The sequence below is a fragment of the Aidingimonas lacisalsi genome (assembly GCF_008079445.1).
In the GTDB taxonomy this organism is placed as follows: Bacteria; Pseudomonadota; Gammaproteobacteria; order Pseudomonadales; family Halomonadaceae; genus Aidingimonas; species Aidingimonas lacisalsi.
This window is the reverse complement of record NZ_VRYH01000015.1, coordinates 3782-22660: the sequence shown is the minus strand read 5'-3', so window position 1 is coordinate 22660 and position 18879 is coordinate 3782. Positions and strand designations below refer to the sequence as shown.

The 18879-nt window shown below is 62.4% G+C and carries 1 protein-coding gene (running past one end of the window); it reads right to left on the bottom strand.

All coding sequences use genetic code 11. The annotated features are described in order from the left end of the window. Positions 1–18879 carry the 5' portion of an LEPR-XLL domain-containing protein gene (locus tag FVV99_RS17865; RefSeq protein WP_161599047.1) on the bottom strand. Its footprint begins 8076 nt before the window's first position, so 18879 of the gene's 26955 nt are visible here — the first part of the coding sequence; it begins with the start codon at positions 18877–18879; the stop codon falls past the left edge of the window.

Below are 18879 nucleotides of genomic sequence, written 5' to 3'. Positions count from 1 at the left end.
CAGGATGTCGCCGTCAGCATCCAGCACGATATCGCCACGTTCGGAATAGAGCGAGGCAATATCGATGTCGCGGTCTTCGGTAGTTTCCAGGAAGATGCTCTCCTGGGCGCGTGCCGTGATCAGGCCGTTGGCCTCCAGGCGGAGTTCGAGGGGATCGTCGGCGGATCCGATGCTGCCCGTCGCCGCCTCGAGAATGGCATCCGACGCCTCGATGACGGCCCCGTCGTTGATGAGACTACCACCGACCTTGATGCGCAGGTCGTCCGCCGCCGAGATATGACTCAGCGCCAGATCGTTTTCCGATCCCAGATAGAGTGTGCCGTCGCTATCGACGCTGATGCCGGCACTGGCATCACGCTGCTCGACGTTCACGTCTTCGCGTTGATCGATGACGATATGGCTGAGGTTGGCATCCTCGCCGGCCGACAGCGGATCCAGCAGCACCTTGCCGAGTTCGATGGTCTGCCCTGTCTCGGCCTGGATATCGGCGCGCGTGGACATGACCAGTTCACCGGAGGAGAGGCTCTCGATGGTGAGGTATTGGCCGTTCTCGGTGTAGTTGACCGTTTCCTCGCCATTCAGATACAGCTCATCGCCGACCGCAAGATCATAGTTCGTCCAGTTGCCGCCGTCGGTGAACGTGGCTGTCAGTTGATTGCGCTCACCCGCGGTGTCGACCGCAAAGTCGACTTCCAGCCCCGAGATGAGGCCATCGCGGAGATACGTGACGTCATTGCGCTCGGCAGCGGACAGCAGGACACGTTCATCGTCGGTGAGTGAACTGAAGGCATCGCCCTCTTCGCCGACCAGCGAGATCGTCTCGTAGTCATCCACGGAACCGACACTGCCGCCGTTCGTGACGATGGTGATCGAACCACCGGCATTGATATTGGGCGCTTCGATATCCACCTGGGTATCGGTGGTTTCCTTGAGCAGCCCTTCACTGACGAGGCTGAGGAGTTGCGTCTCGGTCCAGACCTTGATGTTGGAGCGCAACTCCTCCTTCTCGGCCTCACTGACGTCGATGGTATGATCAAGACGGTAGACGTCGGTCTCTCCGCCGTAGTTGTCATGGAGATCGTGGAACCGCTCGGTGCGCGTCGTCTCGATGGCGTCGATCTCATCCTCGCTGGCGCCTTGATCGAGCATGGCCTGCCGTTTGTCCTCACTAAAACGGATGTCGGCATCGGCATCGTATGCCACCCAGCGGCGATAAGTGATATCGGTGGCACCGGCCATGGCCAGCGCCGCTCCCTTGATGACATAGCCCCCGTCCGTGGCGAGTGAAGACAGCACCTCCGCCAGATCGGCATCGACGCCGTCCAGGTCCAGCGAGTCGACATTCGCGAGATCATCGCGTTCGAGCGTTTCGTAATCGGAGTCGCTGGTATAGAGGCGATGTTCGGCGCCCTCGTCGCCTTCCGGGGTCAGATCGACGGCGCGAACCGGATCCTCGTTCTCATCCACCACGACGAGTACGGCATAGTCACCGACGTTACGGAGCTGATAGCTCTCGCCATGATCGAGATCGCCCAACTGGTCGTCGGAGAGGCCGAGACGTTCCTGCCAGTAGCTCTGGTACTCGGCGGTGCGGCGGTTTTCCAGGTTCTCGATGGCGTCGTCCTGGCGGCTGTCGTCGGTCAGCGACAGCGCCGCCCAGACGCCGTTCTTGAGCTCTTCGTACGTGCGATCGTCACGCTCCGCCTCGGCATTGACGTCCAGCAGATCGCCCTCGTTGACATGCACCGTAACGCTGCCGGCGGTCTGGATCGAATCGACACGCAGATCGCCCGATGTCTCTTCGATGAAGACATCACCGCCGCCATCGCCGTTGTCGATCACCAGCACGTCATTGGCGCGCTGGAGTGCCGTGGCACTGTCGCTGCGATAGCTGGTATCGATGCGGACCCGTTGATCGCTGCTGCCGATGTCGCTTCCGGCGTCCAGCGTGATCGACTGACCCGCGATCAATGCGGTGTCGTCAGCGGCAGTGAGTGACGTTCTGGTGGAGAGTTCCACATCGCCGGATTCGGCGGTGATCCGATCCACGCGCAGTGATTCGTTGCTGTGCAGCAGGATGTCGCCATTGGTACTGGAGGCATTCAGCGCACCGACGGGCTGGCCACCGTCATCCGCCACGAGCTCGACCACGACAGGCGACGCTTCGTCGGCGGGCACTTCGCCGATGCCTTCCGTTGCGTCGAGATCGATATCGCCGCCGCTGACCGACGGTGTTTCGTCACTGCCATTGACGATGCGGCCCTCGCTGCTCTCCAGCGATACGCTGCCGTTCTCGCCGGCGGCAACATCGCCGTCGAGCACGATATCGCCGACCGAATCGACATTGATGCTGCCCTGCTCACGGCCGAAGAAATCGATCGCGACCTCCTTGTCGGCCGCGATGTCGTGCGTATGGCGAGTCGACTCGATAGTGCGATTGGTCAGCTTGAGTTCATACGTCTTCTTGCCGTACCAGGTCGAGTCGACCTCCTCCAGTCCGGCGGTGTTGTAGTAGCCCTCATCTACGTAAGTGTCGTCACTGAGCCTGATGGCATCGTCGCTGTCTTCGTCACCGACGTAGCGCACACCATCGCCCCCGGAACCGGGATAGTTGTCCTCGTTCGTGGTCTTGTTGCTGTATTGATAGTCGTTCTGGTCGCCATCGCCCTGATAGATGTAGCCCTTGTCGCCCTCGCCCTCGGGCAGCAACTGCTTGGACAGGGTCTCCACGTTCGAGTCGTAGTCGTCGGGTGGATCGGACGCCAGCGCATCGAGACCCGCCCACTCCGACGTGGTCAGGGTATAGGTCTTCTCGGTTTCATCGGTCTGCAGCACCTCGAAGGCGTAACGGGTGTTGTCCTTGGGCGTGAAGGTCAGATCCTCTTCAGCGAGCAGTTCCTGCCGCGTGAGGGTCCGGTCATCCTCGCCGGTCTCCGTCACCAGGAAGCGACCGTCGTCCTGCTGGGCAACGGTCAGCTCGCTGATCACTTCCTCGGTTTCCCGATTGCGGTCGATCATGGTCAGACTGCCGTCACCGGGATTCTCGACATTCAGGTCGGCCAGGGAAATCGCATAGCTGGTCTGATTGTCGACGTTGATGTCGCCATAGCCCGCCATGACGTCGATCTCACCGGTGCCGGTATTGATCAGACGGCCGTCGATCGTGACATTGCCACCACCGACCATGGCGTCGGTCAATTCGATCTGCATGGTTTCGGGGTTGAAGCCGATGTCGATCGATTTCCCGCTCCGGCCGGAGGCCTCCGTCAGGCGGAAGGCACTGGTTTCTCCACGCGCCAGCTTGCGGCGAATGATATCGGCGTCCGATTCGTCGATCGTCACGTCGATCTCGTCGACACCGCTCTCGATACGGCCATTGAGATTGATCAGATCGGCTTCGATATTGACGGTACGCGCAATGGTCGGATCGCCGCGCGACATGTCGTTCAACGCCTCGATCATGTCGTCGGTACGATCCTCGTCCTCGCGCTGCTCGTTGAGATCCTCGAAGAAGTCGGCGAGCCAGTCCGGCATGCCGGAGGTATCGATCTGTCCCGGCGCGGCGCTGGCGGTCCAGCCCTCGGTGAAGGCCTTCATGGTCTTGTAGGGCAGCTCGCCCAGTGAGTGACGGCTGACCCCACCGATGTTGATGGTCTCCTCCGCCGTCAACGTCAGGCTGCCGACGACCAGCGAGGCACCGTCACCGTTGATCAGGTCCTCGGCATCGCTGCTGAGGTCGAAATCCTTCCCGGCCAGTATCGTGGCATCGGCCAGCGGTGCATAGATATCGCCGCGCACCTTCACGCTGGGCATGACGGCATCGCGGTCGAACTCATCGATGACCAGCGAGAAGTCCTCGTCGACGTCCAGTGCCTCCCGGATCGACGCCATTTCATCGCCGGAGGGCACATTGGCATAGGTATTGACGATCATCACCGTCGGCGTCGGGTTGGCATCCGGATCGGCGGAATAGCCGAAGCTGGCGGACTGCCCCGCCGAAGCATTCAGGTTGGCATCGGCGATATCGGCGTCATCCGCCATCTCCACGCCGTTGAAGTAGAGCCCACCCAAGGTCTCGGGGATGGTGATGTCGTTGGCCACGATCCAGGCCGGAGTCTTGTTGACCACGGTGACATTGGAGCCCTTGGGTGACACGAAATCACCCTCACCGACCAGATGATCGGCTCGCACGTCGATACGTCCCGCGGTGGCGTCGATATCGTCGAGCACGATTTCGACGATGTCGGGGTTGAGCAGTACGGTTTCGCCGTCGACCTCTTCGGCGAGCCCCTGATCGATCAGTTCCTGCTCGAGTCGTTCAACCTCGGCGCGGAACGACTCGATCACCCGATCGGAGCCGACCGACTGGTAGTCATCGAGTCGCTGGCGCGCCTTCTGCAGTGACTCGAACAGATCCGTCTCGACGCCCCCGATGCGCAGGCTATAGCCGATGTCAGAGAAACCGTCCAGGCTGGTGAACAACTCGTCGAGCGCCATCTCGCCCTCATCGATGTCACCGAGCGAGACACCCTCGGCCAGGTCGATCACCAGACGCTGATTGCGGTCGATCCCGGTTTCCAGGCGGCCGTCGATCGTGACGCTACCAATGGATTCGGCGCTCGCGGTCCCGCCGGTGTTTTCGGTACCGCCACCGCCCAGCGCCGCATCCAGCGCCCCGGCGGCAGCGTTGATCCAGTTGACGGCCTTGGCGCGCGCCAGCATCGCGGCGCCGTCGTAATCCTCGGCCAGCAGGTTGATATCACCGCGGGTCAGAATCTGCGAATCGGCGTCGACAGTGAGTTGGTTGTCACGCTGCAGCGTCGCTGTCGCTTCCACCACATCGATCGGCAAGGCACTCGCCGAGAAGGTATCCACCGACGACACGACACGGTATTCATCGCTGACGTACTCACTGTTGCGCCCCGCCATCAGCCAGGCCGCGCCGAGAGCCGTGACATCGGCACCGTTCAATGTCACTTCGTTGACCGGCGTGAGCGTCACTTCGGAGATGCCGACGCTCACCGACACGCCTGCATAAGAGTCGATGTAGATGACCGCGGCCAGATTGGCCTGCGTATTGGCCGCCAGATAGAGGTCACGCTGGGCCGTTATCTGAGTGCCGTCTCCCAGCAGTACGCCGGTGGCGACATGATCGGCATCGATTTCGGTATTCATGCCGCCGCCACTGAGCAAACCGCCCGCGATCAGGCTGCCCTGGTCACGTACATCGATGTCGTTGAAGGCGCGCAGGTTGATATCGCCGCTGCCGGCAATGTCGTCACCATTGCCCCGTGATGTCAGGCTGGCGTTGTCATCGACCTCGACGAAGGTGTCGATCTCCAGTGTCATGAGGACACCGGCACCGCCACCGGCGGCCAGCCCGTACACTTCACCGTCGCTGTTGTAGTCGCCGGCATCGGCCACGGCGCGCTTGTAGACTTCGGAGGTCGCCTTGGCGCTGATGGCGCCAGCGTCCAACAACGCGCCATTGCCGATTGTCACGCGCGTATCGGGGGACAACAGGTAGTCGCCGTTGGCGCCGGCGCCTGAAATCACACCGCCGGCAACCGCGCGCATGGTGCCGTCCACATCAAGCGTTTGTGTCGCAGTCAAGGTCAGGGTGGCGTCGCTATCGAACACGCCGATTTCAGCGTCATCCCCCACCGCCGTAAGCACCGTGGAATCGGCCGTGAGGTCCACTTCGACCCCGGCACCGGCCCCGAGTCCACCGGCGATGGCTTGGGTATCCAGGCGCGTGATCTGTTCGGTCATCGAGACGATGGCGACGGGATTGGTGTCGTCGTCGGGGGCGGCGGCGGCGAAGATCTCGATGTCGGCCTGTTGATCGAGCCGTGCTTCGGTGGTCGTCTGCTGGTCGAGACTCGCCAGCGCCATGCCGACAGCCACACCGCCACCTGCATAGCTTTCCATGTTGCCGATCAGACGGCTATCCTGGCGAGCCTCGATATCCAGGTGGACGCTCTGTGGTGGCAGGTCATCGAGCGTGAGTGAATCGGCCGGATCGTCGGGAACGTCCCAGCCATCCCACAGGTCGCCGTCGAAGGTGTCGTCGCTCGCCTGCTCGCGCATCGTCTGCAGACGCTGCTGTTGATAGGCGGGAAGCGCCATCAGGGTGACCGACGCCGATGCGCCGATACCGGCAATGGCCTGGGTCGTATCCGAGAATTCGAGCACCGAGGCATCCACACCGACCGCGGCGCCACTGACCCCCGTCGCCGTGGCATTGGCGGTATCTCCGGCCCCATCGTCCGGACGCAGCAAGGCCGCCCGAACGTCCAGCGATTCGGCAATCAGGTTCAGGTCATTGGCATTCTCTTCGTAGGTCCCCAGCCATGCCTGAATATTGCCACCGAGCGTGATATATGAGGTGGAGGCACCGACTGCATGTCCCCCGGCACTGACGCCGATGACATCGGACGTAATCGCCGGCGTCTGCTCCGCGGTGATACTGACCGAGCCGGCCAGTACGTCGGACCCGGCCCCCAGATACGCGATGACATCGTTGGTCAGTGCCACCTCCATGTCGACGCCGGCACCAGCGACCGCGCCACCACCCACGGCAACCGCACTGACATCGATGGTATCGTCGGATGTCGCCGACACGGTGATGTCATCGATGATGGAGGAAAGCTCACCGGCCGTGTCGGTATCACCGACATCATCGATGTCGCCAAGGGTCGCGCCCTGGCCGATATAGGCGTCCGTTCCTCCCGTTACCTCGACGATGGCGATAGAAACGCCCGCTGCGATCGAGCCAACCGCCCCGCCGGCCACGTCGAGCGTGTAGTCGCGATCGGCAGAGGCCAGCACCGATAGCGACTCGGCCGACGTGACGTCGACACCATTCAAGCCGTCGCTTGCTCCCTCCAGATAGGCCAGCTGCTCGGAGCGATCCAGCAAGGTAGCCGACTGTCCGGCCACCGAATAACTGGCCGACGCCGTACCGCCGTAGGACTCAAGGGAGATATCGCCGTCATAGGCGGCGTCGACCTCGATGTCGCCACCGGCGGACAAGGTGCTGCCGGCTCCCACCGTGGCAGAGACGGCACCCTTCTGTTCGACCACGGACAACGAGGCACCGACCGATGCCACCAGGCTGGCACTACCGGCGCCCGTCAACGTTGTCGAGTCGATGGATTCCGTGGCGTTCACGGTGATATCGCCCTCGGCATCGAGGGTGACGTCACGCCCCACGGTCGCGGCGGTATCACCTACGGTCTGACCATCGCTGGGCAGGCCGACCTCGAAACTCAATTGCTCGAGTGCCGCATTGTTGCTCTCACGATTGGACTGGGTATCGCCGCCGGGATTGTCGGGCTCGTCGAAGTTATCGTTGAACTGCTCTTGCTCGTCGTCATCGAACTCATTGTCGTCGTCGACGTCGGCGACATCGTCGCCCTGCCCCGGCATGGCAAAGTCACTGCTATTGTTGAGCGAATCGCCAAGCAGCGAGCCCAGGTCCTCGATTTCTCCCTGACTGTCTTCGGTCAGCCCAGCCCCCAGACTGATGACCGAGACCGAGCCGTTGACGGCGGCGCCGACACCCAGAGAGAAAGAAATGACCGTGGAATTGATGGTACGGTCGAGTTCGGCATCGACGCTAATATCGCCCCCGGCCTCGATGGTCGTACCGTCACCGACCTTGGCGCTGGTGCTCTCGCGCAACACCATGACATCCACGGATGCTCCGGCGCCCACGAACCCGGCACTGGCCGAACCGACGACTTGCGTATAGTCGCCGGCACTGTCGCGAGGGTTCATACGCGTGGACGTCAGACTGTCGATAGTCACGTCACTGTCGGCATCCAGCGTACTGGCATACCCCGCCTCGGAGGCACCGACATAGGCATGGGTCTGCGCATTGGAGGTCATCACCGAAACCGACCCTGCCAGAGCGGCCCCCCCTAGCGAGCCGGTCGCCGCGGTCACGCGTGTGGTCAGATCCTGCTTGGCGTGAACGTCAATGTCGCCATCCGTCGTCAGATGGCTACCCAGCACTTCCGCCCTGGCAATGGGATCGATCAGACCGACGGCCAACGACGCACCCGCAGCGACACTGCCCGCACTGACGGCGCCTACCACGAAACGTGTATCGATCTCGTTGTGAGCATCGATATCGATATTCCCGGCATCGATACGGGCATCTTCCGTATAGGCATGCGTATCCAGGTTGAGACTCACGGCGCCCGCCGAGCCAGCGGCACCCAAGCCGCCCACACTGACGCCCACGACGACACTGGTAAGATCCAGGTCGCTGCGCGCCTCGACAACGACGCCACCTTGCGCCTCGATATCGATGTCGTCATCCGACTGACCACGGACATACGCTGTCGTCTGATGATTCATCAACGACGTATCGACACCGGCCACCGGCGACAGGCCGCCACTGATATTGGCCGAACCACCACCACTGTCACCCATGCCGTGGTGCAGCGCACGCGCCACCACATCACCCTCGCTCTGCACCTTGGCGGCATCGATATACGCATCCGTACTACCGGCAATGCCGTCGACGGTGACATTCGCTGCCAGACCGCCCCCGACGGATGCGGCGACGGAAACGGCGAAACTCGTGAATTCCGACTGACTGGTGGCCGATACCAACACGCCGCTGCGGGTTTCTTCATCGTAGCTGCCGTCGCCCCAACGCTGGGCCACGTTGATGGCCCCCCCATTGGTACGGGCCACGACGTCAGCACCTCCGCCGATCCAGGCCTGGGTATCAGTTTCCATCAGGTCGACACCGACACTCCCGCCGACGGCGGCGATTCCGACCGATACCGTACCGACGACGATGATGTTGCGATCGTGACTGTCGGCATGAACGAATACACTGCCATCGGCCGTTACGCTGCCACCATCGATCCAGGCCTGAACATCGTTTCCGATCAATGCGCTGACGGCGTTGGCGGCAACCGATCCGAAGGTGCCGTAACTGACCCCTGCCACCACATTCAAACCCACCGAGGTGGAGTCGGCTTCGACCCGCACATCACCGCCTTGCCGGGTTTCCAGATCGGCGTTGGTGACGCCCGCACGGATCGTGTTGGCGATATCATTGTAAGCGACCGTCAGGCCGACCGAGGCGCCTTTGACCGCCACCGACACCTGGCCGGCGGCAGAGATGATAGAACTATTGTCATCGGCATCGAGATGAATATCGCCGTCGGTCGCCGTCACAGAAGCATCATCAATATCCGCTTCGACGACCTTGCGCGTGAAATTGAGCGAGGTGGAACCGGCAATGGCCGCGAACCCGGCGACCGATGCACCGAGGACATAGCTACTGATCGAGGATTCGGAGTCGGCGTCGAGAAGTACGCTCTGCGTCGTGATCTCGGCCCCGTTCTCGATCCGCGCCGATACCAGGTTGGTCTCGGCATCGCCACTGTCTCCCGGGTTGCCGCCCAGGTAGTTGTACGACATGTACCCCGACAGGGCGAAGGCGCCTGCCGCGCCGACGGCCACGGTAAAGGAGTTCATGCCGATTTCGTCCCTGGCCGCGACCTCGACGTCACCCTGCGAGGCCTTGACGGTCGCCCCATCGATCACCGCCTCGGCACTGCTACGCAGCCAGTTGAGCGAGAGCGCACCGTTGATGGCGGCCTTGCCCGCCCCGGCACCGCTCAACGCGAAGCTGAACACCTGATCGCCCGCCGACGTGGGGTCGGGAACCGCCTGATCCTCGTCACCGGTATCGACATCTTCGGGACTGTTGACGTCATCATCGCCGACATCGCCTGACTGGGTCAGGTCATCATTGTCGATGATCGATTCGCTCGTCACCTTGCGCATCTCGGCAAGGACCTTGACGTCGCCATCGGTGGCCGTCACGACGGTATCGCTGCCGGCAATCGTTGCCAGGACCGCGGAATTGATGTCGTTGGTCGCGGATGCCGCCGCCAACGCCGCTGCCCCGGCACCACTGGCCGCGCCGGCCACGTTGATCGTGATCGGTGCAACGCCGGCGAGGACGGAAACGCTGTCCCCGCTGACATCCGCGCCATCGAGGATTTGTGCCTTGACGTCATGCTTGACGAAGTTGATACCCACGGAACCCGCCAACGCCACCTTGCCGGCCCCTGCACCGCCGGCACTGAGGTTGAACAGCGTGCTGGTACCCTGAGCATCGACGCTGACGCCGCCTCCATCGACACCATCGTGGTTGGCCGTGACATCGGCATTATCGATGACGGCGGCGACTTCACCGGCATTGGCCTTGGTTTCGTCATTGGCGGTGCGAATGTCCTGCGACGGGTCGTTGCCTTCATCGGACTGCAGTGAACGCGACGGATTGCTGGGGTCGCCGCCGATATAGTTGAAGGAAATCGCGGCACCGCCGCCAACCTTGCCGGCGCCGGCGACCCCGAAGGCAAAGTTGAGGATCTGCGAGTTGTCACGGGCAATGACATCGACATCGCCATCCGCCTTGACGGTGGCGCCTCCACTGATTTCGGAACGCACCGAGGTGCGTAACCAGTTGAGGCCGACGGCCCCGGCACCGGCCGCCGATCCCCCAGCAGCGCCGGCGAAGCTGATGTTGATGATGCCGGCACTCATGTCGAGATTACTGGTATCGCGTTTCGCAATGCCGGCTTCGTCTTCACCCTCTTCCGCATCGGGATCGGGCTCGGTCCCATAGGTGGCGAGGTCGATATCCAGCCCGACACTGGCGAGGTCGAAGTCTTCCCGGGCGGATTCATCGGCCAGGCCGGCGAGCACCCGCATGTCGCCGCCAATGTCCAACGACCCACCACGCACACTGGCCACGATGTCGTTATCGAGCTGGGCCGTACTGGCCGACAGCCCGCCGGCCACCTTACCGGCACCGGCGGCACCCAGCGCGATGACCACCAGACGGCTGGTGTCTTCGGCCTGAACGGTCAGCGCCCCGCCCGTTTCCAGCTCGGCGTTACCGAGAATCTGGGCACGCGTTTCGCCGCTGACATAGTTGACGGTGATAGCCCCGGCCAGACCGACCTTGCCGGCTGCCGCGCCACCGAGCGCAACGGAGACCAGCAGCGTATCGGCGGCGGCATCGACCAGCACGTCGCCTGCGGCATCGATGACGCCGCCATCGATCTCGGCCACCTGATCGATGGTCACGAAATTGGTGCTGACGCTACCGGCGATAGCCGCCTTGCCGGACCCTGATGCGGCCCCACTGATCACGATCAATTGAGCGCGATCGTTGGCCACCACGTTCAGGTCACCACCGGCGTCCTCGATATCCGTGTCGATGACGCGAGCTTTCAGCGCCTTGTCGATCATGTTGACCGACACACTCCCGGCCCCGGCCACTTTCTGGCTGGCGCCAATGCCGAGCGCCAGGCTACGGATCAGTCCTTCGCCGGTCGCGGCGACGGCGACGTCATCGGCATCGAGTAAGCGACTACCTTCCAATGTAGCGGTCGTTGCCTGATCGATGGAATTGACGGCGATACCCGCCCCCATGCCGACAGATCCACCGCCTCCCACGGCACCGGCAAGCGTCCAAAGGCTGGCACGATCGTTGGCGGCTATCGCGACATCGGCCTCGTCGCCCCCGGCGAGCGCTATATAGGTGTCATTCAGCGACGCTGAGGTCGTGTTGTCGACGATATTGACGCCGATCGTGCCGGCCAACCCGACGCCCTTGGAACCGGTGGCAATGCCCGCCGAGCCAGCGAGCGAGACGACCAGCGCCTCGCTGTCGGCCGTTACGGCCAGGCTATCCGCCGAGAGCGCTATGTCATTGTCGTCGTTGCCCCAGTCACTGCCGAGCGCTGCCGCTTCGGCTTCGACCTCATGCGCGATGTAAGCGACCGTTGCGGACCCACCGACGCCGCCTCTGCCACTGAATGAGGCGGCACCGGATACCAGGATGGTATTGGCGGCATCACGCGCATTGACACTGACATCGCCCAAGTCGCCTTCATCGATGGTGAGCAGGCGTGCATTGACGCTGCGCATCGATACCAGCGCGCTGGCCGACCCGGAAACGCCGATCCCCTTCTGGCTGCCGGCGACAGCCAGCGCGGCTGATGAAATGACACTCCAGCCCGTCCGTTCTGCGTCGACCGCCAGCGAGCCGGTAACCAGAGAGGCCACGTTGTCGACCAGCGCTTCGGTATGGCCATTCTGCACCGCAATCGACGCGGCGCCGGCCACGCCGACATCATTGCTGCTCCCCTGGCCGAGCGTCAGCGCACCGCCCCCCGACAACATACCGAGATGGGTATCGTCGTTGGCCGCAACCGCGACGTCACCTTCGGCCTCGAAGGCATCGAGACCGCGGATGGTGGCCGAGGTGTTGTCATCACCGACGTGGACGATGGCCGAACCGGCCAGACCGACGCCCGTGCTGCTCTGACCGCCTGAGCCACCGCCACTGCTCTTCCCCAGTTTGCCCTGGAGCTCGGCGATGACATTATCGTAATTGGCCTGGTTGTTGGGCCATTTACCGGGGTCGTCCCCGCTACTGCCACCTGACCCACCGGACGACGACTGGGACGACTTGCCACCGGCAGCGGCGCCGGCGACGGCCAGATCGATGACCACACCGCCGTTATCGGCGCCGACCTCGACATCGCCACCGACCAGAATCGAGCCATTGCGGGTATCGTTGTCACCGGCACTGCCGATCAGGGCGTGCGTATCACGTTCGAGCACGGTCACGCCGACCGACGCACCGATGCCGACCGAACCGCCCTTGGCGATACCGCCGACCAGGTTGATCAGGTAGCTGTCATCATTGGCGTTGACGCGCAGCGACGGGTTGTCGGTATCATCGCCGACACTGCCATCGCCGATATGCATGGCGATGCCATCGCCGATGGTGGCATCGGTCTCGTTCTGGACGACATTGGCAACGGCCGACGCGTTGAATGCCACTTTCCCGGCCTGGCCACCGGACGCCCCGACGCCGAGCAACAAGCTGCCGTTATCGGCAGTGACATCGAGACTATCGGCGACCAGTTCGACCCCCGATTCGATCGCCGCCGTCGCCTCACTGCCCAGGACATTGGCGGTCAGAGCGGCGCCGATGGCGCTGCCCGCGGACTCGCTTCCCAGCCCCGGTTCCTGAGCGATCGCGTCCAGCCACTTGGCGCTGAACTCGCCGGCACCGCCGAGTCCCGGCAGCTGCAGATTACCGACGAGCGTAAAGATGTCGTTGGCGTTATTCGCCGTAACGGAGACATCCTGGCCGTCCTGTGGCGTGACATCATCCACCGAGCTCTGCCCATCGAGATTGATGGTGGCGCCCTCATGAATGCGGGCATCGCTGTGCTGATTGAGCAGGAAGACGTTGGCCGCACCGGCGATCGCCAGTTTTTCGCCCGAGGCCGTGGCCTGCGTCCAGCTATCGAAGCTCCCGGTCAGCCCCAGATTGGCGCTGAAATAACCCGAGATGGTCGAAATCAGATCGGGAATCCGCTGTTCCAGCGGGGTGCCCAGCTTGCTCCAGTCGCCGGAACTGAAGTCCACCTCGCCGAGCGCCATTTCCGTGGCATCATTGCCGGTGAATTCATAGACATTACCGGCTTCGCCACCGGCGGTATGATCCTTGTCGACCAGAACGGTGTCACCGTTTTCGAGCATGGTGAAACCGTCATCGCCGCCATCGGTGCTGACGTGATCGACGTTATCTTCGGGATCGTCGAAGAAACCCTGGATTTCGTTATAGAGGTTGGCACCGAAGACGCTGTCGAGATCGACTTCGTTGAGACTCTGGGCATCCACCGCAATGGCGCCATCGGCATTGAGGTCGACATTGCCCATGACATCGGCATTGGCGCTGTTATCGAGATAGCCGACGCTGACCGCCCCGGATACCGCCACCTTGGCCTGCTCGTCGCCCTCGCTCTGGTTATCGTTCGTCTCCTGCTGATTGGAACGCGTCTCACCACTGGCCGATGCCTTGGAGTCCTTGCCCTCGAGCAACTCGGATTTGAGCTTGTTCTTGAGCGGATTGCCCTCGGTATGCTCACCGGCAGACGAGTCTTCCGCGGCCGAGCCAGAGGCGCTGACACTGGGCCGGTGATTGCTCAGCGCATTGACGGTGACATCACCGCCCGCCGAGATATCACTGCGCGCATCATCGCCGAGTGCATTGCCGTCGCGATCCACGGTCGTGCCCAGGCGGGCGTCGGCGTCGTTGATGTCGACAGACACCGCCACCGCCGCGGCGATATCGAATGCCTCCCCATCGCCACTGGAGAACTTCTCCTTGAGTTGATCGACCTTGAGCTTGTCGCTGAGGGTATCGGTCCAGCTATCAAGCTTGTCCTTGAGCGGGTCCATCACCAATGCCATGGGCGACTTGGCCAGGTCTTTACTGCTCTTGGACAGTCCGCCGACCACGCTGGTGGGATTGCTCGGGGCCGTACCGGCCACGGCCGAAACGCCGCTGGATGACGTCGGGATGTACTTGAAGTAAGCGCCTGAAATCGATTGTTTTTCCGTCGTGGCGTCGACGGTGATATCGCCACCGGCGTCGACCTGGCCGGCCAGTTGCGCTTCCGTGGTGCCGGTTTCGACATTGATGGCGGCGGCGATCCCGACCTTCCCCTTGCTGGCGCCGGACGTGGCGGATGTGCTGTTGCGATCGATCGTCTTGGCATCGACGACGACATCGCCCGCCGCATCGATCATGGCGTCATCCCACACCATGGTTCGCGATTCGGTCACCAGTACGCTGACCGCGGCCGAACCAGCAAAGCCTTTCACCCCTTCGGGCACGGCCGTCACCGACTGGGTCGTGTCGACACGGGAATGAATGGTGACATGGCCACCGTCGGGGTCGTCGCCTTGGGCCTCGCCATCGGCAATCAGCTCGCCGCTGACATCGATATTGGAGCGTGCGATGAGGGTACTGACGGACACACCGACACCCCACGCCTTGGTCGGTCGTACGCTAGACGCCAGTTCGATCTCGCCATCGATATCGATGTTGTGCTTGGCATGCAGGCTCGCCTCACTGCCGATATCGATCGTGGTATCGGCAATCAACGTGGAAATGCTGCCGAACAGCGACAGCCCTTCGACAAAGGCGAGTGGCTCATTGGCGGCCCCATCGATGACGGCATTGCCGGTATCGACGTTATACAGCGAGCGGTCCGGATCGACGACTCGTGCATCGATGGTGATGTCATAACCGGCGAGTTCGGCATCACCGATAGTGACCGACAGATCGAACACCCCGACATCGACGAAGCTGTTGCTGGGCGTGCCGTTGAGGAAGCCCGTTGGCTGGGCATGGATGCCGAGATCGCCATCGCCGGCATCGATAATGGCACCTTCATCGATATTGATCTCGCTCGCCTTGGCGACAAAATCGCCACCGCCGGTTTCGATGACGGTATCCAGCACATCGATGCGATAGGCATCGAGCGTAATGGCGACCTCGCTGCCATCAGTGCTTAGCTCAGCACCGTCCAGTGTCAGTGTCCCGGCGGCCTGTAATGTGACGTCCTCATCAAGGTCGGTATCGGTGATTTCCAGCGTCACATCGTCCGACCAGGCATAGACGAGTTCGGCATCCTGACCGGATAGCGAAACGGCATCGAACGCCGAGAGATCCGTGACCGGTGTATTACCACTCGTCGGAGCGGTCGTCGCCGTCACGCGGCTCTGGTCATTATTGACCGTGACGTCGATAGCGTTGGCAGACAGACCCTGGACGTCGATATCGAAATCCGTCACGGCCACACTGGAACCAATCAACTCGCCTTCAGACGATGTTGCCAGACGCAACGCCTGGCCATTGAAACCGCTGGCATCCACGGCCGCACTGGACGCCGACTCAGCCACTGCCAAGTCAGCCACCTCGATGCCGCTATAGCTGGCGATCTGATTGCCGCCATCAGGATCGAATGCCAGCTCGCCACTGCCCATCGTCATATCGCCGTCATGGGTCACGATCAGGGTATCGCTGCCATCTCCTGCGCTGATATCGTGCTCGGCAGCCGCGCCGAGCTCGAAGCGGTCATCGCCATCGCTGCCGGTCAGGATATAGGTGCCGCTACCCAGCATCTGCATGTCGACGCCACCGGCCTGGAAGACCTCGCTCTGCCACGTCGAGCCACTCAGCGACATGCCAAGGGCATCGGCGAATGTCTCCATTGCCGAGCCCGAGGGGACGTCGACACTCAGGTCGCCATCACCGCCGGACGTATCCTCGACGATCCAGCGGCCGTCGGCGCGATCGACACGTGATTCGACCCCCTCGATGGCATCGAAGATATCGACCAGGTCACCCAGCGTCCGCGCACTGTCCAGCGCAACCGTCCTGGTGTCTCCACTGCCGAGGGTGATATCCAGTGACAGTGCCCCCTGAATCTCACCGCTATCCTCGTCGATCGTCTGACCATCGTCTTCGGCCGAGAACACCGTCTCGAAGTCTTCCGCCGACATCAGGTCGGCCAGCGCGGTCGAGGCATCGATACCGTTGAAGTCGCCGGCATCGACGGTGACATCACCAGTGCTGTCTTGATCCGCTACCACCAAAACGCTGTCGATTGCTTCATAGGTGGAATCGGTGGTCTCGTCATCCGTATCGGTCAACGTGAACGACTCGCCATCGAGCGTGACGTCGGTAATGTCATCCGCCAGTTCCAGACGCAACTCGTCTTCGCCGGCCCCGCCGGTGACCGTGTTCTCGCCGGCGCCGGCGATCAGGGTGTTATCCCCGGCCACGGCATTGATTTCGGTCTCGCCCCGGCCGCCGATCAGGGTATCGTCACCGCTGCTGCCTTCGAGATAGACACTGCCCTGGTAATCGCCGGCATCGAGCGTGGTGTCGCCGCCATCGGCCTGCAGCACGGCATCGCTGAAGGTGTCGTTGAAAGTATCCGTGCCAATGCGGCGTTTCTGGTCTCGATTCGCTTTCACGACCGAGTCGCTACCGACTGACGTGCCGGCGGCCGCGACTCCCAACAGGGCGATATCCGGAACGGTTTCCGCCTCCTCTTCGGCGAACTTGCCGACGAAACGCACGGTCCAGTCGATCGATTCGTGGTTACCCTCATCGTCCTCGACGAATTCCCGCGAGACCTGGACATTGCCTTCACCGATGCCGTCGATGCTCTCGATGGCCCGCTGAATTTCCAATGCCTCGGCATTGGCCGTCAATTCAATGTCGCTGACACCGCCATCGAAATGGAACGCGACGGTCTCGCCACTCTCACCATCCCAGCTCAGGGTCTGCTCTTCGAGCTGATCGGTGTGGATGAGTTCGCCGTCGTCGAGATCCATCCAGCCATCGGTGATGCCCATGACGGTATCGTCACCGCCTCCGCCGGTGAGTTCGTTATCACCGACATTGCCGAACAGTACGTCATCACCGCCGTTGCCTTTCAGGGTATCGTTGCCGGCACCGCCATCGAGCAGATCGTTGCCACTACCGCCGATCAAGGTGTCGTCACCCCCACGGCCTTCCAGACGCACGTCGCCGGAGAAACCGCTGGCATCGAGGGTATTGGCGCTATCGCCGCCGCTCAGGGCGGCCATTTCGATGTCATCACTGAAGGTATAAGCAGGCGTTCCCGTCCCGCCGAAGGTCAGGCCATCATCGTCCAGCATCATGTCGCTATCCGACTCGACCTGGATCATGTCGCCTTCATCGCCGTTGCCGTTGCCCTGGAGGTCGCCGCTACCCTCGGACGACAGTACGAAGAGATCGTCCTGACCGGAGCCGATGGCCGTCACGCCATCACCACGCAGTTGGAAGGTCACCCCACCCAGGCCGTAGCCGGAGGCATCGAGAGTCTGCCCCGAACCCGAGGCTCCCAGGATGATTTCGGTCGGATGACCGTTGAACGACATGCTGTTGCTGCCACCGATATCGAGCGTGGCCGAATCACCGTCGCTGCTCAGCGTGAGATCGTCGTTCGCCCGATCGACCAGATAGGTATCGTCGGCATCTTCCCGGCTTTCGAAGGTATCCTCGCCGCCCACGGAGATCAGCAGGTTGGCGCCCTGGCCGCCATCGATGGTGTTGTCCAGGTCGTTGCCGGCCAGGATATCGTCACCGTCGGAACCGACAAGGTCACGGAATCCGCTGATTTCATCGACTCCGGCCGCTTCGCCTGCGCCGAGATCGACCGTTACGCCTTCGTTGTACTCTTCGTAGCTCAAGGTGGCGCTGTCGCTGCCATAGAGCTTATCGATGCCTTCCAGCGTGACGTTCTCGATGGTGACGTTGCGGTCGTCGTTGACCCGCCAGGTCGTCTCCAGGCTGCTGTGCAGTTCCTGCTCATTACCGGCCGACGCATCGATATCGGAGATTCCCGAGAAGGTGATATCGCCGTCCTCGCTTTCCCCCTCACCGTCGCCATCGATCGTCCACGACGTGCCCGAGGCATCGTCGCCGACGACACGGTCACTGCCTTCGCCTCCCACGAAATCGACGAGCAGCCCCTCACTGTTCGCCGTTTCCAGGGTGTCGTTGCCATCGCCGGCATCGAAGGTGATCAGAAGGTCGCCGGCCTCCCCCAACACTGATTCGTCAAACGACAGCGTATCGTCGTCATCGCTGCCGGTAATCTGGATATCGCCGTTGTCCCCCTCACGGTTCTTCAGATCCTCGAGCTTCGCTTCGCCCATCACCTGATCGCCGCCGTCTTCGCCCTCGCCATTGCGATCGACGACCTGCACCATCTTCTCGTTATCCTGCTCGACGACCCGGACTTCCATGTCGGCGGCTCCGCCCGCGGACACGCTGACAGGATCGGCGGAGAGCAGCATGCGCGGCTCCAGCCCTTCGAAGCGGAACGCCGAACGTTCCGCCATGGCGCGCGCCGGCTGTCTGTGACGCCGGGACAGCTGCGCAACGAGCTTGGAGAGAGGCTTCCGGAGGGGACGGAATGAGCGAGGCAT